The sequence below is a fragment of the Pseudomonas citronellolis genome (assembly GCF_029335315.1).
Taxonomy (GTDB): Bacteria; Pseudomonadota; Gammaproteobacteria; order Pseudomonadales; family Pseudomonadaceae; genus Pseudomonas; species Pseudomonas citronellolis_A.
This window is the reverse complement of the sequence record NZ_JARJLT010000027.1, coordinates 1-19,163: the sequence shown is the minus strand read 5'-3', so window position 1 is coordinate 19,163 and position 19,163 is coordinate 1. Positions and strand designations below refer to the sequence as shown.

At 70.5% G+C, this 19,163-nt stretch carries 20 protein-coding genes and 1 pseudogene; 17 read left to right on the top strand and 4 right to left on the bottom strand.

Going from position 1 to position 19,163, the window contains the following annotated elements; translation table 11 throughout:
* Positions 1–143 precede the first annotated feature (143 nt).
* Together P3W75_RS01775 and P3W75_RS01770 are read left to right on the top strand one after the other, a co-directional pair.
* The gene (locus P3W75_RS01775) at positions 144–875 is read left to right on the top strand and encodes a glutamine amidotransferase (protein WP_276225650.1); all 732 of its coding nucleotides are present in this window, start codon (positions 144–146) and stop codon (positions 873–875) included.
* Positions 876–898: 23 nt separating this feature from the next.
* On the top strand, positions 899–1,105 hold the full coding sequence (locus tag P3W75_RS01770; protein ID WP_276225649.1) for a DUF6434 domain-containing protein: 207 nt from the start codon (positions 899–901) through the stop codon (positions 1,103–1,105).
* Positions 1,106–1,112: 7 nt separating this feature from the next.
* On the opposite strand, the gene P3W75_RS01765 is transcribed toward P3W75_RS01770, so the two are convergent.
* Positions 1,113–1,334: a DUF1654 domain-containing protein gene (locus P3W75_RS01765; RefSeq protein ID WP_276225648.1), complete on the bottom strand. Its 222-nt coding sequence runs from the start codon at positions 1,332–1,334 to the stop codon at positions 1,113–1,115.
* A gap of 117 nt (positions 1,335–1,451) precedes the next feature.
* The gene (locus tag P3W75_RS01760) at positions 1,452–2,312 is read right to left on the bottom strand and encodes a LysR substrate-binding domain-containing protein (protein WP_276225647.1); all 861 of its coding nucleotides are present in this window, start codon (positions 2,310–2,312) and stop codon (positions 1,452–1,454) included.
* Positions 2,313–2,446: 134 nt separating this feature from the next.
* Between P3W75_RS01760 and P3W75_RS01755 the strand changes: the two genes are divergently transcribed.
* From P3W75_RS01755 to P3W75_RS01735, 5 genes are all read left to right on the top strand, one after another.
* Positions 2,447–3,502 (top strand): agmatine deiminase family protein, encoded by a 1,056-nt coding sequence (locus P3W75_RS01755; RefSeq protein ID WP_276225646.1) that lies wholly within the window; start codon positions 2,447–2,449, stop codon positions 3,500–3,502.
* Positions 3,499–4,407 (top strand): N-carbamoylputrescine amidase, encoded by a 909-nt coding sequence (gene aguB / locus P3W75_RS01750; protein WP_276225645.1) that lies wholly within the window; start codon positions 3,499–3,501, stop codon positions 4,405–4,407. The genes P3W75_RS01755 and aguB overlap by 4 nt, the downstream gene beginning before the upstream one ends.
* 2 nt (positions 4,408–4,409) lie before the next feature.
* The gene (locus P3W75_RS01745; RefSeq protein ID WP_276225644.1) at positions 4,410–5,510 is read left to right on the top strand and encodes an extracellular solute-binding protein; all 1,101 of its coding nucleotides are present in this window, start codon (positions 4,410–4,412) and stop codon (positions 5,508–5,510) included.
* Positions 5,511–5,638: 128 nt separating this feature from the next.
* Entirely contained in the window at positions 5,639–6,421 is a 783-nt protein-coding gene (locus P3W75_RS01740) for an alpha/beta fold hydrolase (protein ID WP_276225643.1), read from the top strand.
* Positions 6,422–6,622: 201 nt separating this feature from the next.
* Positions 6,623–7,255: a cell wall hydrolase gene (locus tag P3W75_RS01735; protein WP_276225642.1), complete on the top strand. Its 633-nt coding sequence runs from the start codon at positions 6,623–6,625 to the stop codon at positions 7,253–7,255.
* Positions 7,256–7,327: 72 nt separating this feature from the next.
* Here the strand turns inward: P3W75_RS01735 and P3W75_RS01730 are convergent, their stop codons facing one another.
* Positions 7,328–10,048, bottom strand: a complete 2,721-nt coding sequence (locus P3W75_RS01730; RefSeq protein ID WP_276225641.1) for a cation-transporting P-type ATPase — start codon at positions 10,046–10,048, stop codon at positions 7,328–7,330.
* A gap of 241 nt (positions 10,049–10,289) precedes the next feature.
* On the opposite strand from P3W75_RS01730, the gene P3W75_RS01725 reads away from it, so the two are divergent.
* The 4 genes from P3W75_RS01725 (at position 10,290) to thiM (ending at position 13,865) form a co-directional block, all read left to right on the top strand.
* The gene (locus P3W75_RS01725) at positions 10,290–10,916 is read left to right on the top strand and encodes an FMN-binding negative transcriptional regulator (RefSeq protein ID WP_276225640.1); all 627 of its coding nucleotides are present in this window, start codon (positions 10,290–10,292) and stop codon (positions 10,914–10,916) included.
* A 70-nt stretch (positions 10,917–10,986) separates the two neighbouring features.
* Positions 10,987–11,520 (top strand): cysteine hydrolase family protein, encoded by a 534-nt coding sequence (locus P3W75_RS01720; RefSeq protein ID WP_276225639.1) that lies wholly within the window; start codon positions 10,987–10,989, stop codon positions 11,518–11,520.
* 379 nt (positions 11,521–11,899) lie between these two features.
* The gene (locus P3W75_RS01715; protein WP_276225638.1) at positions 11,900–12,934 is read left to right on the top strand and encodes a hypothetical protein; all 1,035 of its coding nucleotides are present in this window, start codon (positions 11,900–11,902) and stop codon (positions 12,932–12,934) included.
* Positions 12,935–13,001: 67 nt separating this feature from the next.
* On the top strand, positions 13,002–13,865 hold the full coding sequence (gene thiM, locus P3W75_RS01710; RefSeq protein WP_276225637.1) for a hydroxyethylthiazole kinase: 864 nt from the start codon (positions 13,002–13,004) through the stop codon (positions 13,863–13,865).
* A 3-nt stretch (positions 13,866–13,868) separates the two neighbouring features.
* Here the strand turns inward: thiM and P3W75_RS01705 are convergent, their stop codons facing one another.
* A complete protein-coding gene (locus tag P3W75_RS01705; protein WP_276225636.1) occupies positions 13,869–14,312 on the bottom strand; it encodes a hypothetical protein in 444 nt (147 codons plus the stop codon).
* Positions 14,313–14,552: 240 nt separating this feature from the next.
* Here P3W75_RS01705 and bcsE point away from each other — a divergent pair, with 240 nt between their 5' ends.
* The 6 genes and pseudogenes from bcsE to bcsA form a co-directional block, all read left to right on the top strand.
* Entirely contained in the window at positions 14,553–16,091 is a 1,539-nt protein-coding gene (gene bcsE / locus P3W75_RS01700) for a cellulose biosynthesis protein BcsE (protein WP_276225635.1), read from the top strand.
* Entirely contained in the window at positions 16,088–16,291 is a 204-nt protein-coding gene (locus P3W75_RS01695; RefSeq protein ID WP_276225634.1) for a hypothetical protein, read from the top strand. Before bcsE ends, P3W75_RS01695 begins: the two co-directional genes overlap by 4 nt.
* Positions 16,284–17,879 (top strand): cellulose biosynthesis protein BcsG, encoded by a 1,596-nt coding sequence (gene bcsG, locus P3W75_RS01690; RefSeq protein ID WP_276225633.1) that lies wholly within the window; start codon positions 16,284–16,286, stop codon positions 17,877–17,879. The genes P3W75_RS01695 and bcsG overlap by 8 nt, the downstream gene beginning before the upstream one ends.
* An 18-nt stretch (positions 17,880–17,897) precedes the next feature.
* On the top strand, positions 17,898–18,110 hold the full coding sequence (bcsR, locus tag P3W75_RS01685; RefSeq protein ID WP_276225632.1) for a cellulose biosynthesis protein BcsR: 213 nt from the start codon (positions 17,898–17,900) through the stop codon (positions 18,108–18,110).
* Positions 18,107–18,835: a cellulose biosynthesis protein BcsQ gene (bcsQ, locus tag P3W75_RS01680; RefSeq protein WP_276225631.1), complete on the top strand. Its 729-nt coding sequence runs from the start codon at positions 18,107–18,109 to the stop codon at positions 18,833–18,835. Before bcsR ends, bcsQ begins: the two co-directional genes overlap by 4 nt.
* Positions 18,832–19,163, top strand: a pseudogene (gene bcsA, locus P3W75_RS01675) (UDP-forming cellulose synthase catalytic subunit); the annotation flags it as partial. The gene bcsQ and the pseudogene bcsA, both read left to right, overlap by 4 nt.

The window sequence follows — 19,163 nt, the reverse complement described above, 5'->3', positions numbered from 1 at the left end:
GGTGTCCGGTTTAGAACCATAAATATTGAATTTTCATTTATTAATTCCTTGGCGATCTAAAAGAAGCGGCTGCCTCGATGGGCTTGGAACGCCTCGCGCATCCTGGCAGGCTTGGGCCTTTCCCCGCACAACCGGACCGCGCCTTGACTTCACCCGCCTTGCTCATCCTCCAGGTCGGCACCCCGCCCGAGGATATCCGCGCCGCGTTCGGCGACCTTCCACACTGGTTCCGTACCGCCCTGGGCCTGGCGCCCGAGGCGCTGCGGGTGGTTCGGGTGTTCGACGGCGAGCCCTTGCCGGCGCCGGACGCCGGCTGCGTGGCGATCATCACCGGGTCCTGGGCGATGGTCAGCGAGCGCCTGCCCTGGAGCGAGGCGACCGCGCAGTGGATTCGCGAGGCGATGGCGATCGACATGCCGCTGTTCGGCGTCTGCTACGGGCACCAGCTGATGGCCCACGCCCTGGGCGGGCGGGTGGATTACCACCCGGCCGGGCGCGAGCTGGGCTGCGAGACGGTGCACCTGCTGCCCGCCGCCGAGGACGACCCGCTGCTCGGCCAGTGGCCGGCGCGTTTCGTCGCGCACCTGACCCACGAGCAGACGGTGCTCGAACTGCCGCCGGGCGCCGTGGTGCTGGCGCGTTCCGACCATGACCCGCACCAGGTGGTGCGCTACGGGCGCAACGCGCTCTCCACCCAGTTCCACCCGGAGTTCACCCCGGAGCTGCTGGCCGCCTGCATCCGCCGTCGCGCCGATACGCTGCGGCGCGAGCAGCGCGACCCGCAGGGCCTGCTGGATGGCCTGCGCGAGACGCCGGAGGCGACCCGCCTGCTGCGCAGCTTCGTCGACGACGCGCTGCGGCTGGGCGCGGGCTGATCATTCACGCGGAAGGAGCGCCCATGAGCTTCGATTGGCACAGCCAGCCGATCACCCGCGAGACCGCGCTCGACGCGGGTTATCGCAACACCCAGAACGTCCGCCGCTTCCTCCGCGAGCAGTGCGGCGAGGGCTTTCGTTTCGACCGGGCGTTCATGGCCTGGGTGCGCAGCGGCGCGCCGGCGACCATGGGCGAGGTGGTCGACGAGTGGCTGCGCCGCCGGCGCTGAGCGCCGCTCAGTCCAGCCAGCAGTGCCAGGCCAGGCGCACGGCGCCGTCGCGCAGCGGCAGCACGGTGAGGTTGTCGGTGCCGCGCAGGTCCTTGAGCAGGCGATTCCAGGCGCCGGCGTCGTCGCCGGGGTCGCGCTGCAGGGTCAGGCCGGGGCGCTGGCGCACGTCGTGCGCGGCGATCAGGGCGTTTACGCGGGTGCTGAGCTGCTGGTAGGTGTCGGCGTGCATGGCGGGGCTCCTGCGGTCCTCGGACCGGGCTGACAGGGTTCGTGAGAAATACTGTATGAACATACAGTATTTCTGTAAAGCCCCGATTTTCCGCACCAGACCAGCGGGCGCGTTCCGTCAGCCCACCGCCAGCGCTTCCAGCAACCAGGCGCAGAAGCCGCGGGTGAGCGGGTCGTCGTCGTTATCGCGATGCACCAGCCAGCTCCAGTTCGGGCCGCGCACGCTCTGCTCGGCCAGCGGAACCAGCAGGCCGCGTTCGCGGGCGTCGGCGGCCAGCAGCTGGCTGACCAGGGCGACGCCCAGGCCCTGGCTGGCGGCGTCCAGCAACAGGCCGGGGTCGGAGAAGTTCAGGCCCTGGCTGCGCTGGCCGACGTCGGCGCCGCCCTGCAACTGCCAGTGGCTCCAGTCCATTTCGCGCTCGCCGTGCAGGGTGCCACGCTCGTTCGCCGGGCGTTCCAGCAGGGACGGGTGACAGGCCGGATAGAGGCGGTCTTCCAGCAGCACGCGGTAGTTGCACTCGGCCTGGGCGCTGAGGTCGTCGCGCACGGCGATGTCGATGGTCTGGCTGGTCAGGTCGGGCGTCTCGTCGGTGGTGAACAGCCAGAGGTCGACCTGCGGGTGGCGCCGGTGGAAGTCCGCCAGGCGCGGCAGCAGCCAGTGGCGGGCGAACGCCGGGGTGGTGTTGAGCACCAGCTGGTTGGGCTTGCGGTACTGGTCGAGGCGGCGGATGCCCACGGCCAGTTGTTGCAGCAGCGACTGGGTGGTGCTGAGCAGGTCGAAGCCGGCGTCGGTCAGCGCCACGCTGCGGCCGCTGCGGTGGAACAGCGGCTGCTCGAGGAAGCCTTCCAGGCTGCGGATCTGCTGGCTGATGGCCGATTGGGTGAGGTGCAGTTCCTCGGCGGCCTTGTGGAAGCTGCCGAGGCGGGCGGCGGCTTCGAAGCCGCGCAGGGCGTTGAGCGGGGGCCAGTGTTTGAGCATGGCTGATAAGCCTGTCTGATCAGTAGTGCGCAAAATCTATCGTTTGTTCGCCGGTTTTCCCAGGCATAGCATGGTTTCCACCACCGCGGCCGCGGTTTCCAGTGATTAATAAAACTTAATGAAAGGAAACCTGTATGCATTTCAACGAAACGCAGAGCGGCTGGTTCATGCCCGCGGAATGGGCGCCCCACGCCGCAACCTGGATGGCCTTCCCGCACAACCGTGCGCTGTGGGAGGCGGGCTGGCGGGTGACCCTGGAGGACGTGCAGGTGGACTTCGCCCGGGTGGCCAACGCCATCGCCCGCTTCGAGCCGGTGAAGCTGGTGGTCGCCCCGTCGGCGCGGCAGCGCGCCCGCGAGCTGTGCGGGCCCAACGTCGAGCTGGTCGAGCTGGAAATCGATGACAGCTGGTGCCGCGATTCCGGCCCCAGCTTCGTCTGCCACCCGACCCTGGGCGTGGCCGGCGTCAGCTGGCGCTTCAACGCCTGGGGCGGCAAATCGGCCCATGGCCTGGACGCCACCCTCGGCCGCCGCGTGCTCGACAGCCTGGGCCTGGAATGCTTCCCGGCGGCGCTGGTCAACGAAGGCGGGGCCATCCATGTGGACGGCGAGGGCACACTGATCACCACCGAGTCGGTGCTGCTCAACGGCAACCGCAACCCCGGCCTGGGCAAGGCCGAGATCGAGGAAATCTTCGCCCACCTGCTGGGGGTGAAGAAGACCATCTGGCTGCCCGGCGACCCGGACTACGTCACCGGCGACATGACCGACGGCCACGTCGACGGCGTGTGCGCCTTCGCTCGCCCCGGCGCGCTGCTGGTGGACGCCACCCGCGACAGCGGCTCGGTGTACGCCGAGGTGGCGCGGGAGAACCGCCGCGCCCTGGAGCTGGCCACCGATGCCCACGGCCGGCGCTTCGAGATGCTCGAACTGTTCGAGGCCAGCGAGGCGGTGGACCGGGACGCCGAGGTGTTCTGCGCTTCCTACACCAACTTCTACCTGGCCAACGGCGCGGTGATCATGCCGGCCTACGGCATCGCCGCCGACGACGAGGCCGCCGCCACCCTGCGCCGCGCCTTCCCCGGCCGCGAGGTGGTGCCGGTGCGCATCAACCAGCTGGCCCACGGCGGCGGTGGCGTGCACTGCATCACCCAGCAGCAGCCGGCCTGGCCGCTGGAGGCCAAGGCATGAGCCGGCTGACCGTCGCCACCACGCAGTTCGCCTGCAGCTGGAACCTGGAAGCCAACCTCGACCGCGCCGAAGCCCTGGTGCGCGAGGCCGCCGCCAGGGGGGCGCAGCTGATCCTGCTGCAGGAGCTGTTCGCCACCCCGTACTTCTGCATCGAGCAGGACCACAAGCACCTCGCCCTGGCCGAGGAGTTCCGCCACAGCCGCGTGCTCGCGCGCTTCGCCGACCTGGCGCGGGAGCTGGGCGTGGTGCTGCCACTGAGCTGGTTCGAGCGCGCCGGCAACGCGCGCTTCAACTCGCTGGCGATGGCCGACGCCGACGGCCGCCTGCTCGGGGTGTACCGCAAGACCCACATCCCCAACGCCATCGGCTACCAGGAGAAGGAGTACTTCAGCCCCGGCGACACCGGCTTCCGCGTCTGGGACACCGCCTACGGGCGCGTCGGCGCCGGTATCTGCTGGGACCAGTGGTTCCCCGAGACGGCGCGTTGCCTGGCGCTGATGGGCGCGGAGGTGCTGCTGTATCCCACCGCCATCGGCTCCGAGCCCGGCGCCGCGGCGCTGGATTCGCGCGACCACTGGCAGCTGACCCAGCGCGGCCACGCGGCGGCCAACATCGTCCCGCTGCTCGCCGCCAACCGCGTGGGCGAGGAGGTGGCCGACAGCGACCCGGCGCTGCGCATGCGCTTCTACGGCTCGTCGTTCATCACCGACCACAAGGGCGCGCTGCTGGCCGAGGCCGACCGCGATTCGACGGGCGTGCAGCTGGCCACCCTCGACCTCGCCGCCATGCGCGAGGAGCGCCTGGCCTGGGGCGTCTACCGCGACCGCCGGCCGGAGATGTACGGCCCGCTGCTCGGCCTCGACGGCCACCACCCGCACAGCCACTGGCAACGCCAGGGAGCCTGAAGATGAATAGCCTACGCAAAACCCTGGTGGTCGCCCTGGGCCTTGGCCTGGCCTGCGCGCAGTTCGCCGCGCGGGCCGAGGAGAAGGTCCTGCGCCTGTACAACTGGGCCGACTACTTCGCCCCGGACACCCTCGCCAACTTCACCCGCGAGACCGGCATCCGGGTCATCTACGACGTGATGGACAGCAGCGAGACGCTGGAGGCCAAGATGCTCTCCGGCAACAGCGGCTACGACCTGATCTTCCCCGGCGACACCGTGGCCGAGCGGCTGATGCGCGCCGGCGCCCTGCAGAAGCTCGACCCGGCGCGCCTGGAGCACCTCGACGAGATCGAGCCGGGCCTGCGCAACCTGCACGCCCAGTACCCGTACTCGCGGCACGCCACCGTGCCCTACACCTGGGGCAGCATCGGCCTGACCTACAACCAGGCGCAGATCGACAAGCGCATGGCCAACGCGCCGGTGAACAGCCTGGACCTGATCTTCAAGCCGGAACTGGCGGCGAAGTTCGCCGACTGCGGCATCTCGATGATCGACTCGCCGGACGAGGTGCTCGCCGTGGTGCTGCACTACCTCGGCCGCGACCCGCGCAGCGGCAACCCCGACGACCTGGCGGCGGCGGTGACGCTGCTCAAGGGCATCAAACCGTACATCCGCAAGTTCCAGTCGCAGCCGGTGACGCAGCTGGTGAACGGCGACATCTGCCTGTCGCTGGGCTACAGCGGCGACATGATCCAGGCCCAGCGCGCCGCCGACGAGGCCGGCAAGCCGCTGCGCTTCCAGTACCGCATCCCGCGCGAGGGCACCACGGTGTGGATGGACACCATGGCCATCCCCGCCGACGCCCGCCACCCGGACTACGCTTACGCGCTGATCAACTTCATCATGCGCGCGCCGAACATGGCGGCGATCAGCAGCGCCACCGGCTACCCCACCTCCAGCGCCGCGGCGCGCCCGCTGGTGGCGGAAGACATGCGCAACAACCCGGACATCTACGTCGACGCGGCCACCTACGCGCGGCTGATTCCGGGCAAGGACATCCCGCAGCGCGACATGCGCGCGCGGATGCGCGCCTGGACCACCTTCAAGACCGCCACCGACTGAGTGCGTTCGCCGCTGCACCGGGGTGCGCCGGCGCGCGCCGGGCAGTAGAGTGGCGGGGTCCGCCCGTCCTTCGGCATCCGCTGAAGGGCGGGCGAGACGTCCCCGCAGTCCTTGAAGGAAACCACCCCATGCTGGCAGTCAGCACCCGCGAACACTGGATCGACACGCCCCTCGGCCGGCTCTTCAGCCAACGCTGGAGCCCGGAGCTGGCCGGGGAGGGCGCGCCCATCGTGCTGTTCCACGACTCGCTGGGCTGCGTGGCGTTGTGGCGCGACTTCCCCGAACAGCTGGCGCGGGCCACCGGGCGCGAAGTGATCGCCTACGACCGCCTGGGCTTCGGCCGTTCCGCCGCGCATCCGGGTTTGCTGGGGCCCGGCTTCGTCACCGAAGAGGCGCATGAAGGTTTCGCCGCGCTGCGCGAGCAGCTGGGTATCGGGCGTTTCGTCGCCTTCGGCCACAGCGTCGGCGGCGGCATGGCCGTGGGCTGCGCCGCCGCCTTTGGCGAGGCCTGCGAGGCGCTGGTGCTGGAGTCGGCCCAGGCCTTCGCCGAGGAGCGCACCCTGGACGGCATCCGCGCCGCCGAGCGGGATTTCGCCGCGCCCGGCCAACTGGAGCGCCTGGCCCGCTACCACGGCGACAAGGCCCACTGGGTGCTGCGCGCCTGGGTCGACACCTGGCTGTCGGCGGCCTTCGCTACCTGGAACCTCGACGCCGAGCTGGCGCGCCTGCGCTGCCCGCTGCTGAGCCTGCACGGCGAGCGCGACGAGTTCGGCTCGGCGCTGCACCCGGAGCGTTTCGTCACCCTGGCCGGCGGCCCGGCGGCGATGCAGCTGCTGTCTGCCTGCGGCCACGTTCCGCACCGGGAAAAGGCCGAGGACGTGCTCGCGGCGGTGCGCGCGTTTCTCGCCTAGCTCTCGACCGGAAAGCCCTGCCTAGACGCTGCAGGCCCCGCCAACCGTGGCCTGTAGCGAAAATAAGCGGAATGTTTCGACGGCCCTCGCAGTCTATTGCCTCAAGCGGAGCCGGCCGCCGGCCGGGCGTTGCCGCGAAAGGCCGTGGCGTCCCCTCGGGGCTGGCCACGGCGCCGAGGGCGCGCTGAGGCGAGGTCGATCATGCGCTGGATGACAGTACTGGTATGCGCCACCGCGCTGCTGCTCGGTGGCCAGGCAGACGCCGCCTCGACCGAGCAGAAGGCCGAAGCGGCGCAGAACAAGGCCGAGGTGCTCGAAGAGCAGGCGGCCGACAAGGGCGCCGCGGCCCCGGCCAAGGTCGCGCCCATCACTCCCAGCGAGGTACAGGCGGTGGACCCGGCCGGCGCGGCGCCGCTGGACGACCCCATCACCTGCCTGTCGCGTTCGATCTACTGGGAGGCCAAGGGCGCCTCGCGGGCGGACATGGAGGCGGTGGCCAGCGTGGTGATGAACCGGCTGGCCAGCAAGGCGTTCCCGAAGACCGTGTGTGCGGTGGTCAAGCAGGGCTCGGAGAAGAAGAGCTGCCAGTTCTCCTGGTGGTGCGACGGCCGTTCCGACCAGGTGGTGGAGGAGCAGCGCTACGACGTCTCCCGCGATGTCGCGCGCAAGGCACTGAACCGCCAGCTGCGCGACCGCACCGGCGGCGCCCTGTACTTCCACGACCGCCACGTCGCGCCGGCCTGGGCGCGGGAATACCTGCGCACCGCGCAGACCGAGCACTTCCTGTTCTACAGGCCGCGCCCCGAAGGCGAACCGGTGGCCGGGCGGCGCTGAGCGGGGCTCTGCGCCAGGCAGCAAAAACCCCGCCCGGAGGGGCTCCGGGCGGGGTTCGGGGATTGCCGCGACTCAGCCGCGGCTGGCTTTCCAGCGGCGGATGATGAGTTTCTCCAGCTCCACGGCGAGGAACACCAGCACGCCGATGCCCAGGGCCAGCAGCCAGCTGCTGAAGGGCAGGGCCACGGTGTGGAAGGCCGTCTGCATGAAGGGCACGTAGATCACGAAGCACTGCAGCAGCACCAGCGCCAGGGTCACGGTGAGCAGCGCCACGTTGCGCAGCAGCGCGCTGTTCAGCGAGAACTGGTCCTGCAGGCGGCAGTTGAACATGTAGGCCCACTGCGCGGTGACCAGGGTGTGCAGGATCATGGTGCGGATGTGGTCGGTGTCCTGGCCGTTGGCGATCATCCAGGCCTCCACCGCGAAGGCCGCCCCCGCGAGCAGGCCGCCGACGAACACCACGCGCCACACGGTGAAGGCGTTGAGGATCGACTCGCGCGCGTTGCGTGGCGCCCTGCGCATCATTCCCGGCTCGCCGGGCTCGAAGGCCAGGGCGAAGGACAGGGTGGTGGAGGTGGCCATGTTCATCCACAGGATCTGCAGCGGCGACAGCGGCACCACGGTGCCGGCGAGGATCGCCAGGACGATGATCAGCCCCTGCGCCAGGTTGGTCGGCAGGATGAACAGCACGGTTTTCTTCAGGTTGTCGTACACCCGGCGACCTTCGCGCACCGCGTTGGCGATGGTGGAGAAGTTGTCGTCGGTGAGCACCATGTCGGCGGCTTCCTTGGTCACCTCGGTGCCCTTGATGCCCATGGCGATGCCGACGTCGGCCTGTTTCAGCGCCGGGGCGTCGTTGACCCCGTCGCCGGTCATGCCCACCACCTGCTCGTTGGCCTGCAGGGCGCGGACCAGGCGCAGCTTGTGCTCGGGGCTGGTGCGGGCGAACACCGAGTACTGCATGGACAGGCTCTTGAGCTGGGCGTCGTCGGCCTGCTCCAGTTCCTGCCCGGTCATGGCCCGCAGGTCCTTGCCCATGCCGAGCATGCCGGCGATGGCGACGGCGGTGTCGGGGTGGTCGCCGGTGATCATCTTCACCTGGATGCCGGCCTGCCGGCACATGGCGATGGCGTCGATGGCCTCGGGGCGCGGCGGGTCCATCAGGCCGGCGACGCCGAGGAAGATCATGCCCTGGTTCAGGTCCTCATGGTCGATCTCCGGGCCGGCGCCGGGCGTGGGCCGGTAGGCGGCGGCGAGCATGCGCAGGCCCTGGCTGGCCACCAGGCTCATCTCGCGCTCCCAGTACGCGCGGTCCAGCGGCTCGGGGCCGGTGGCGCCCAGCTGCTGCTGGCACATGCGCAGCAGCACGTCGGGCGCGCCCTTCAGGTACACCAGGCTTTCGCCGTCGACGTCGCAGCGCCGGGCCATGTACTTGTAGGCGGAGTCGAAGGGAATCTTGCCGAAGCGGCGCACGTCCACCTCGTCCAGCGCGGCCTTGCGCGCCAGCACCTTGAGGGCGCCTTCGGTGGGCCCGCCGACCACGCTCCAGCGCCCTTCGTCGTTGCGTTGCAGGGTGCTGTCGTTGCAGATGTCGACGGCGCGGATGAAGGCCGCGAGGTTGGCGTGGGCGCTCCAGTCCAGCGCCTCGGTGGCGCCGGCCAGGGTGATGCGGCCCTTGGGCTCGTAGCTCTGGCCCTCGACGTTGAAGATGGTGTCGGCGCTGAGCACGCTCTTCACCGTCATCTCGTTCATGGTCAGGGTGCCGGTCTTGTCCGAGCAGATCACGCTCATGGCGCCCAGGGTTTCCACGGTCGGCAGCTTGCGGATGATCGCCTTGTTGCGCGCCATGCGCTGCACGCCGAGGGACAGGATGATCGAGACGATCGCCGGCAGGCCCTCGGGTACCGAGGCCACGGCCAGGCTGATCAGCGACAGCAGCAGCTCGCCGAACGGGTAGTCGTGCCAGAAGAAGCCGATGATGAACAACACCACCATCATGCCGATGATCAGCTGGAAGATGCGCTTGCCGAGCTGGGCGATCTGCCGCAGCAGCGGGGTCTCGTTCTCGTCGACGGTGGCGATCATCCGGTTGATCTTGCCCAGCTCGGTGGCCGCGCCGGTCTCGATCACCACGCCCTTGGCGTTGCCGGAACTGACGTTGGTGCCGGAGAAGCCGAGGTTGGTGCGGTCGGCCAGCAGAGCCTCCTGCTCGATGGCGTCGCTCTGCTTGGCCACGGTGAGCGATTCACCGGTGAGCATCGATTCTTCCACCTGCAGGTGGTGGATATCGAACAGGCGCACGTCGGCGGGCAGCTTGTCGCCGGGGCGCAGGGCGATGATGTCGCCGGGCACCAGCTCGCTGGCGTCGATCTCCATCTTCTGCCCGTTGCGCACCACGTGGGCGGTGCTGCTGAGCATGCCGCGCAGGGCGGCGAGGGATTTCTCGGCCTTGTTCTCCTGGAAGAAGCCGATGGAGGCGTTGATCACCGCCACCAGCAGGATCACCAGGGTGTCGGTCCAGTGGCCCATCAGCGCGGTGGCGACCGCGGCGGCCAGGAGGATGTAGATGAGCACGTCGTTGAAGTGGCGGGCGAAGCGCAGCCAGGCCGGGTCGGCGGCCTTGGCCGGCAAGGCGTTGGCGCCGTAGCGCAGCAGGCGGGCCTTGGCGTCCTCGGGGGCGAGGCCGTCGGCGCTGGTCTGCAGGTCGGCCATGGTCTGTTGCACGCTCTTGCGGTACCAGTGGCCAGCGCTGGCTGTCGCGGTGCGGGTGTCTTCGGGTTGCAGTGCTCCCATGGGGTTCTCCCGGCTCCTGCCAAGTGGGGGTAAGAGGGGCGGTCTTGAGCCTGTGCCAAGCGTAGACGCTGATCGACGGGGCAAGACTGCCTTATCTCAATGCCATGCCAGAAAGCGTGCCGGATGTCGTCTTCGAAGGCGTTCGAGGGGAATTGGTCCTGGTGAACGGGGCTTGAATGGCTCTTTCTGGAAGGCCAATTCCCGCGCATCATGGGCCACTGAATTTCCCCCGGAGAGTGGCATGTACCTGCCCGAGCATTTCCGCGAGACCCGCGTCGACGAGCTGCACCGCCTGATCCAGGCCCACCCGCTGGGCACGCTGGTGCACGCCAGCGGCGGCGCGCTGGACGCCGACCACATCCCCTTCGAGCTGCTGCCGGAAGAGGGCGCCCACGGCCTGCTGCGCGCCCACGTGGCGCGGGCCAACCCGCTGTGGCAGCACGCCGACGGCAGCGAGGTGCTGGTGGTGTTCCGCGGCGCCGAGCACTACATCTCGCCGAACTGGTACCCGAGCAAGCACCGCACCCACGAGCAGGTGCCGACCTGGAACTACCAGGTGGTGCATGTGCGCGGTACGCTGCGGGTGATCGACGAGGAGCGCTTCGTTCGCGGCCTGGTCGGGCGCCTGACCCGCACCCACGAGGCCGACGAAGCCAGGCCCTGGCGCATGAGTGACTCGACGCCCGAGTTCATCGCCGGGATGCTGGCGAAGATCGTCGGCATCGAGGTGGAAATCCAGGACATCGTCGGCAAGTCCAAGCTCAGCCAGAACAAGCAGGCCGAGGACGCCGCCGGCACCGCCACGCGCCTGGGCGAACTGGGCGCCGCCGAACTGGCCGGGGCGATGCGCGACCACCTGCCGTCCTGACGCGCGGGGGCTGGCCAGGGGCGAGCGGGCGGGCTAAGGTCGGCCCCTTCGCTGCACGGGAGCCCAGGATATGTCCATCGCACTGCTCATCATCGACGTCCAGCACGCCCTGTGCGGCGGCGCCGACGCCTGCTTCGACCACACCGGCGTGGTCGCTCGCATCAACAGCCTGAGTGAACGCGCCCGCGCCCTTGGCGTGCCGGTGATCTTCGTCCAGCACGAAGAGCCGGAGGGCGACTTCCGCTACGCCAGCGACGGCTGGCAGCTGGCCCCGGCGCTGCATGCCGAGGAGGGCGAGGCGCGGGTGCGCAAGACCACCCCGGACTCGTTCAACGGCACCGGGCTGGGCGCGCTGCTGCGCGAGCGCGGCATCACCGGCCTGGTGATCTGCGGCATGCAGACCGACTTCTGCGTCGACACCACGGTGCGCCGCGCCCTGGCCGAGGGCTACGACGTGGTGCTGGCGGCGGACGCCCACACCACGATGGACAGCGTGCTGAGCGCCGAGCAGATCATCGCCCACCACAATGACGTGTTCACCCGCATGAGCAGCTTCGCCCCGCGCCTGGACGTGCTGCCCAGCGCCGTGGTGGCCTTCGACTGAACCGTCGCCCATCACCGTACCCGCTGCTGGCCCGGTTCGCGAGCAAGCTCGCTCCTACGAAAAGCAACCGCAGAAGGTCGCTCTGGCCGGATGACGCCTGACTTCCCACGCACACCGAACTACTCCCTCTCACGCTTGCGGGAGAGGGCTGGGGAGAGGGCGCGGCGCCAACCCGAAGCACCGTAGCCACCGACCTGCTCCACCCTTGTAGGAGCGAGCTTGCTCGCGAACACCTCGCTGCGGATCTCAATCGCGCGGCACCCGGCCTTGAGACCGCCGCGCGTCCGGACCACCGGCCAGCACCCTTCACCGGGGGTAAGGTGAAGAGACCCGTGGCGCGCCCGATGTGCGGGCGGGCGCCGGGTCGGAGGGCGGTCGGATGCTCAGGCGAACCGGGAGCGCGGCCAGGTGGCCGCTGGGCTGCCTGCTGCTGGCGGCGTTGCTCGCGCTGGCGGCCTGCGCCGGCCGGCACCCGGCCCCGGTCGCGCCGGCGCCGGTGACCCCGGCGACCTGGGAGCAGGTCGATCGCGACCTGGCCGCCGCCTCCATGGCCGCCAGCGACAAGGCCGAGGAATACGCGCAGAACGCCATGGAAAGCTGGATGGACCTGGTCTACCAGCGCACCGACAGCGACTTCATCCCCTGGTTCTCCGGCTACTGGACCCAGCAGTTCCTCGGCATCCGCGTGGCCTGGTACAAGCTCGGCGACAGCGAGAAGTCGCCGGCGGTGAACCGCCTGGCGGTCTACCTCCAGGAGCAGTACCAGCGCCGCGTGCTGGCCCCGGTGGCCAAGCAGATCGACCCCGACGCCGTGATGGAATCCGCCACCCGTTACTACCTGCAGAACCTCGCCGGCGAGGTCGACGCGATGCCCGAACGCCTGGGCGTGCCCCGCGCGCAGCTGGACCAGCGCCTGCAGGCCATCCCGGTCATCGCCCTGGGCCCGCCGCCGGCCCGCGACGCCTCGCTGTACCAGCTGCTGCGCGCGCGCAAGCCGCAGGAGTTGCCGGCCTACCAGGCGCTGATCGCGCAGATCCACGACACCGGCGCGCGCACCGGAGTGGACGTGGAGTCGCCGGACACCGGCGTTTCCGCCGTGGCCAAGCGCACCAGCGAAAAACTCCTGAACGAGGTCACCGTCAGCGGCGCGGTGGGCGCCATCGCCTCGGCGGTGGGCAAGGTCGCCGGCGCCGCGCTGTCGCTGGCCAGCACCGGCTTCACCGCCTTCTCCCGCGACCGCGACCGCCCGCAACTGGAAGCGCAGCTGCGCAAGGACCTCAACGAGGCCTTCGACCAGCACTGGCTGGCGCTGATGGGCAACGGCCAGAGCGGCGTACTGGCCGGCGTGCACTATATGTCGACCCAGGTGGAAGCCGGGGTCGCTGGCGCCGGGGCCACGCCGGGCGGGCAGTGACGGACGCTGCGGGGCGCGCCGGGAACGGGTAGATTAGGCCGATTCCCCCCCAGCTCCCGGAGCGTCCATGCCTTCAGCAATACCCGCCAGGTTCCTGCCCAGCCTCGATTCCATCGTCGCCGCCCACGCTGAGCTGCGCGCCGCGCGGCCGTTGGTGCAGTGCCTGACCAACGTGGTGTCGGCGAACTTCATGGCCAACGTGCTGTTGGCCGCCGGGGCGTCACCGGCGATGGTCGACAACCCGGAGGAGGCCGCCGGCTTCGCGCGGGTGGCCGGGGCGGTGCTGGTCAACCTGGGCACGCCCACCAGCGCCCAGGTCGAGGGCATGCGCCAGGCGGTGCGGGCGGCCGCCGCCCACGGCACACCCTGGGTGCTCGACCCGATCGGCGCCGGCGGTTTGCCGTGGCGCGGCGGGGTCGCCGCCGAGCTGCTGCAGCAGCGGCCGGCGGTGGTGCGTGGCAACGCCTCGGAGATCATCGGCCTGGCCGGGCTGGGGCAGGGCGCGCCGGGCTTCGACAGCTCCGACGACCCGGCCCGCGCGGTGCCGGCGGCGGTGGAGCTGCTGCGTCATTGCCAGGCGGTGTCCGCGTCCGGGGCGGTGGACCACCTGCTGGGCTGGGTCGGCGAGTCCGCCGAAAGCGCCGTGCCGCGCCTGTTGCGCATCGGCGGCGGAAGCGCCTGGCTGCCGCGGGTGACGGCTTCCGGCTGCGCCCTGGGCGCGCTGGTCGGCGCCTACGCGGCGGTGGCGGTGGACGCCTTCACCGCGCTGGCCGCCGCCCACGTGCACTTCGCCGTGGCCTCGGAGGTCGCCGAGGCGGCGAGTCGCGGGCCGGGCTCCTTCGCCGTGGCCTTCATCGACGCGCTGGACGCCGTGGACGCCGACCTGCTGCGCCAGCGCGCGCGGCTGATGGCGGTGCAGTCCAGCGCCTGAGGCTCAGCCCCGCGCGTCGTGGCGGTACAACCAGAACAGCGGCGGCAGGAGCAGGGCGAGGGCGCCCAGGTCGACCCACAGGTGCGTGTGGATGCCGCGTTGCAGCGACACCGCGATGTCCTGCGGCGCCCACAACAGGATGCCGGCCGCGAGCCAGGCCCAGGCCGCCGGCTGGCGGGTGCGCGCGCCGAGCCAGGTGAGCGCGCCCAGGTACACCGCGTAGGCCTGCAGGGTGGCGCCGAACAGGGCGATCCACCACAACTGCAGCGGCCGCGAGGGCGGCGCCACGCCGGCGAAGGCGGCCTCGATGCCACGGTGGTAGGGCTCGAAGACGGTGGCGTCGCCCAGCCAGGTCAGCGTCAGGCCGACCAGTAGGTGGACCACGGCGGCGGCGTAGAGCCAGCGCACCAGCCAGGGGCGCAACGAAGAAGCGGCGGCGGAGGGCATCCAGGGGGCTCCGGTCTGAAGGTTGCACAGCTTGTATACGACGCCGGCCCCGGCGTCGAGCGGCGCGGCCTCTGGCACGGGCTTTCCTAGGTTTTTTCCCAGGCAAATCCTAGGAATACAACTACAGTCAGTGGAGTTGACCCGTTCCACCCAGGGCGCGTGGCACTCGTTTTCCCGCCGGGCGCGCGCCTGCCGAGGGACCTTCCGTTCACGCGCCTGCCATCAGGGAGGTGGCTCCACTTGTTCGCATCGACCCTGGCCGTGCCCGGCCTGCCCGACAGACAGGCCGGCATGCGCGTCGGCGGCCTCTACTGGCTGACCTGCGAGACGCAGGAAACCGCCGACCGTCTGTGCCGCCAGGTGCTGGCCGCGCAGCCGGTGGCGACGCGCGCGGTGCTGGTGAACGCTGCCGGCGCGGCGCGCGAACTGGTGGCGAGCATTCCCGAAAACCAGGGCCCCGGCCGCCTCGGCCTGTTCGACCTGAAGCCGCGACCGCCGGTGCGACTGATCCAGGCGCTGAACAAGGATGTGCCTCGGGTACGCGGCGGCGACGACGCGCTCTGGGTGATCCGCGTATCGCTCAAGGACTGGGACGAGATGGTCGCCGAGTCCCTGGCCAACTGGTGCCGCCGCGCCCAGGCCTGGCTGGCGGCGGTGCGCAGCACCCTGCTGGTGGTCGGCGACCAGCCGCCGCCGGCGCTGTTCGACATGCTGCTGCGCTACAACGACTGCGTGTCCGGTGTCGGGCAGATCTACATCGCCCAGGGCGCACGGCACCTGCTGCAACATTTCTGGAGCAACGAGGCCGGGGTCAACGGCCCGCGCGACTTCCTGCTGCCGCGCGAAGGCGAGGGCCTGCGCGCCGAGGAAGCCCCCGAGGTGGACAGCGCGCCACCCACCGCCGACGACCAGCGCCAGGTGCTGGCCCAGGCCGACGCCCTTGGCGGCGAAGCGCCGCCCACCGCGCAATGGCAGGTGTTCGGCGACGACCAGGCGCTGCTCGACGAGGCCCTGCAGGCGCAGGTGGCCACCGTCGTCTTCGCCCTCGGCAGCAGCGACGAGGTGCCGGCGCTGGCCGGCGACCTGCACCGCCTGCGCAAGCACTGCGGGCGCTCGCTCAAGCTGGTGGTGCGGGAGATGCTGCCGAGCCTGCGGCAGAACGACGAACAGCTGCTGCTGGCCAATGGCGCCAACCTGATAGTGCCGGCCGGCACGCCTTTCCTGCGCTTCCTCACCCTGCTGCGCTCGGTCCAGGGTCACCGCTGGCGCCGCGACCTGGCGGCCGAGCCCTCGGCGGTGCTGCAGCGCCTGCGGCCGCTGGAGGTGCGCGGCAGCCTGTCGCCACGGGCCTTCGCCGCAGCGGTGAAGAAGATGACCGATAACACCGCCGGTACCGAGGTGCGCAACCAGTTGCTGCGCTTGCAACCGCTGCCGGCGCTGGACGCCGAGCAGGTGCTGGCCGAGCTGGTGCTGCGGCGCAACGGCGATATCACCTGCGTCGCCGGTGGGCGCCTGTACCTGTTCCTGTTCGCCTGCAGTGCCTCGGCCATCGAGCCGGCGTTGCGCAACGTGCTGCGCCTGCCGTGGCAGGAGGTGCTGGCCGGCTACGAGACGGTCACGCCCTACAGCGTGCTGCCCGGCGCCGAGTTCCAGTCCGACAGCATCCCGACGGCCCCGGCGCTGGCCACCGACCCGCAGCGCGCGGCGGCCGACAACGAGGTGTTCCAGGCCCTGCGGCCGCAGCCGGCGAGCCTGGCCAGCCTGGGAGCGCGGCCATGACCCAGCAGGCGCTGCTCTGGGTGATTGCCCTGACCGCGCTGCTCACCGCGCCGGCGGCGATGCTGCTGTTCGCCGTGCTCCAGCGTCTGGCGCCGTGGCTGCGCCGGCAGTTGCCGCTGCGCCACCTGGTCGGGCGTGGTTGGCGCAAGGTGCGCCGCAACGAAGAAGAGGAAGACCCCGAGGAGCCGCTGCATGAGTGAAGCCTTGGCCTCGCGGCGGGTATGGCAGTGGCCCGAGCTGGGGCTGTGGAACCTGTATTTCCTCGCCAAGTTCATGTTGCTGTGGATGGGCCTGCTGGACTTCCACGCCTTGCTCAACCTGCTGTTCGCCACCGGCCTGCTGCTGCCGCTGCCGGGTGTCTGGCTGCCGCGCCTGCGTCAGGTGATCGCGGTGCCGCTGGGCGTGGCGCTGTTCTACAAGGACACCTGGTACCCGCCGTTCCGCCGGCTGTTCGAGCAGTCCGAGGTGCTGGCCTTCAGCTGGGAATACGTGGCCGACCTGCTCAGCCGCTTCGTCAACTGGGACGTGATCGGCGTGGTCTTCGCGCTGATCCTCGGCTACCTGTTTATCGCCCCCTGGCTGCGCCTGACCCTGCTCAACGTGGCGCTGCTGCTGTGGGTGTACCTGGCCGGCGCGCTGCCGGCGTTCAACGTCGGCCCGGTGCAGGTGGCCAGCGCCGACGGGGCACAGGCCGGTGGCGGGCAGGTGGCCGAGAGCAACGCCATCGACGCCTTCGTCGACCAGTTCTACCGCGACCAGGCCGGCAAGATGACGCGCTTCCCCGGACGCAACGACAAGGGCGAGCCGTTCGACCTGCTGGTGCTCAACGTCTGCTCGCTGGCCTGGGACGACCTAGAGGACGCCGGCATGCGCGACAACGCGCTGTTCCGGCGGATGAACATCGTCTTCGACAACTTCAACTCGGCCACCTCCTACAGCGGCCCGGCGGCCATCCGCATGCTCCGCGCCAGCTGCGGGCAGCCGCGCCACGTGCAGTTGTACGAGGCGGCGAACGAGCAGTGCATGCTCTTCGACAACCTCGCCAAGCTCGGCTACAGCCCCGAGCTGATGCTCAACCACAACGGCCCGATCACCCGCAAATACCTGACCTTCCTCGCCGGCCAGCACCTGCCGCAGCGGCTGATGGACAGCGACGACTTCCCGGCCGCGCTCAAGGCCTACGACGGCGCCAACATCGCCCGCGACCTCGACGTGCTGCATGCCTGGTGGGAACACCGGGTGAAGGAGCAGAAGCCGGCGATCTCGCTGTTCTACAACACCATCACCCTGCACGACGGCAACCGCATCACCAACCCCGACGGCAGCACCCGGCGCGCCTCGTTCCAGGAACGCGCGAAGACCTTCCTCGGCGACATGGAAAGCTTCATCGACCTGCTGCACAAGAGCGGCCGGCGCGTGGCCCTGGTGCTGGTGCCCGAGCACGGCGCGGCGGTGCACGGCGACCGCATGCAGATTTCCGGCATGCGCGAGATTCCGTCGCGCTCGATCACCCATGTGCCGGTGGGCATCAAGCTGATCAACATGGGCGAGGACAACAACCGGGGGCCGCTGCACGTCACCACCCCGGCCAGCTACCTGGCGCTCTCCGAGCTGGTCGCGCGGCTCTATGGCCAGCAGGGCGGGGCGCTCGACCTGGCGGCACTGACCCACGACCTGCCGAGCACCGCGGCGGTCTCGGAGAACTCCGATTCGGCGGTGGTGGAATACCAGGGGCTGCCCTACGTGCGGCTCAAGGGGCAGTCGCAGTGGATGCCGTATCCGAAATGACAGTGCCAAGGAGCAAGCATGGAACCCGATGACCGCCAGCGGCGCAGCGACGACATCGCCCAGTTGAAAACCCGGCTGGGCGACGAGGGCCTGCATTACCACGACATCAGCCGCGAGTCGGAGCTGCACGCGATCTGCCGGCGCTGGCCGCTGCTGGCCGAGACCGAGGGCGTCGCCGGCCCCCACGGGCCCGGTCAGGCCCAGGCCGACCGGCAGGCGCAGCGCGTATGACGGTACTGGCGCTGAGCGGTCTGCGCGGCGGCGTCGGCACCACCTCGATGGTAGCCGCGCTGGGTTTCGCCCTGCGCCTGCTGGGCGAGCGCGTGCTGCTGCTCGACCTGTGCCCGCGCAACCTGCTGCGCCTGCATTGCAACCTGGCGCTGGAGGCGCCCGAAGGCTGGGCTCGCGCCGAGCTGGACGGCGGCGCCTGGAGCGAGCCGTTGCTGCAGGTGGTCGGCGAACTCTACCTGCTGCCCCACGGCCGCCTCGGCGGCGTCGAACTGGCCGCGCTGAACCAGCGCGTGCAGGCGGCTGCGGACTTCTGGCCGCAGCGCCTGCAACAGCTGCGCCGACACTTCGACTGGATTCTGCTGGACCTGCCGGCCGCGCTGCCGGGCCAGAGCGCGCCGGCGCTGGGCGAGGAGGTGCGGCGCCTGCGGGTGATCGAGGCGGACGCGGCCTGCCATGCGCTGCTCAGCCTGGAAGGCGAGGGCGAGGGGCCCTTGCTGCTGAACCGCTTCGACCCGATCAGCCAGTTGCAGCGCGACCTCCTGCTGCTCTGGCGCGAGCGCCTGGACGGGCGCCTGGCGCCGCAGGTGGTGCACCGCGACGAGGCGATGGCCGGCGCGCTGGCCTGGAAGAGCCCGCTGGGCTACTACGCCGGCGACTCGCTGGCGGCCCAGGATGTGCGCAGCCTGGCCACCTGGTGCATGGCGCAATGGGGCGCGGCGCGATGAACGCCGCGCGGGTGGGCTCCTACCGCGACTACCGGCGGCGCGGCGCGCGGCGCTTCACCGCCGCCGTGCTCAGCGCCGCGCTGGCCCTGGCCTGGGTGCTGCTGCGCCTGGACTCGCCACAGTGGCAGCGGGTGCTACGCCATCGCCGGGAGTTCTACCCGCAGCTGGCGGGCAAGCGGCCGACCCTCGGCGACCTGCTGCGCGGCACGATCCAGACCCTCTGGCTGCTGCTGGTGCGGCCGCCGCGCCCGCAGCGCGGCGCCGATGTCGGCCGTGGCGCGGCGGTGCGCACCTTGCGCCGTGGCGGCGGCTGGCTGGCGGCGCGGGT

Bases quoted from the DNA above. Each gene is read 5' to 3' on its own strand.
- P3W75_RS01770 (WP_276225649.1), top strand. From the start codon at position 899: ATGAGCTTCGATTGGCACAGCCAGCCGATCACCCGCGAGACCGCGCTC.
- P3W75_RS01765 (WP_276225648.1), bottom strand. From the start codon at position 1,334: ATGCACGCCGACACCTACCAGCAGCTCAGCACCCGCGTAAACGCCCTG.
- P3W75_RS01760 (WP_276225647.1), bottom strand. From the start codon at position 2,312: ATGCTCAAACACTGGCCCCCGCTCAACGCCCTGCGCGGCTTCGAAGCC.
- P3W75_RS01755 (WP_276225646.1), top strand. From the start codon at position 2,447: ATGCATTTCAACGAAACGCAGAGCGGCTGGTTCATGCCCGCGGAATGG.
- aguB (WP_276225645.1), top strand. From the start codon at position 3,499: ATGAGCCGGCTGACCGTCGCCACCACGCAGTTCGCCTGCAGCTGGAAC.
- P3W75_RS01745 (WP_276225644.1), top strand. From the start codon at position 4,410: ATGAATAGCCTACGCAAAACCCTGGTGGTCGCCCTGGGCCTTGGCCTG.
- P3W75_RS01740 (WP_276225643.1), top strand. From the start codon at position 5,639: ATGCTGGCAGTCAGCACCCGCGAACACTGGATCGACACGCCCCTCGGC.
- P3W75_RS01735 (WP_276225642.1), top strand. From the start codon at position 6,623: ATGCGCTGGATGACAGTACTGGTATGCGCCACCGCGCTGCTGCTCGGT.
- P3W75_RS01730 (WP_276225641.1), bottom strand. From the start codon at position 10,048: ATGGGAGCACTGCAACCCGAAGACACCCGCACCGCGACAGCCAGCGCT.
- P3W75_RS01725 (WP_276225640.1), top strand. From the start codon at position 10,290: ATGTACCTGCCCGAGCATTTCCGCGAGACCCGCGTCGACGAGCTGCAC.
- P3W75_RS01720 (WP_276225639.1), top strand. From the start codon at position 10,987: ATGTCCATCGCACTGCTCATCATCGACGTCCAGCACGCCCTGTGCGGC.
- P3W75_RS01715 (WP_276225638.1), top strand. From the start codon at position 11,900: ATGCTCAGGCGAACCGGGAGCGCGGCCAGGTGGCCGCTGGGCTGCCTG.
- thiM (WP_276225637.1), top strand. From the start codon at position 13,002: ATGCCTTCAGCAATACCCGCCAGGTTCCTGCCCAGCCTCGATTCCATC.
- P3W75_RS01705 (WP_276225636.1), bottom strand. From the start codon at position 14,312: ATGCCCTCCGCCGCCGCTTCTTCGTTGCGCCCCTGGCTGGTGCGCTGG.
- P3W75_RS01695 (WP_276225634.1), top strand. From the start codon at position 16,088: ATGACCCAGCAGGCGCTGCTCTGGGTGATTGCCCTGACCGCGCTGCTC.
- bcsG (WP_276225633.1), top strand. From the start codon at position 16,284: ATGAGTGAAGCCTTGGCCTCGCGGCGGGTATGGCAGTGGCCCGAGCTG.
- bcsR (WP_276225632.1), top strand. From the start codon at position 17,898: ATGGAACCCGATGACCGCCAGCGGCGCAGCGACGACATCGCCCAGTTG.
- bcsQ (WP_276225631.1), top strand. From the start codon at position 18,107: ATGACGGTACTGGCGCTGAGCGGTCTGCGCGGCGGCGTCGGCACCACC.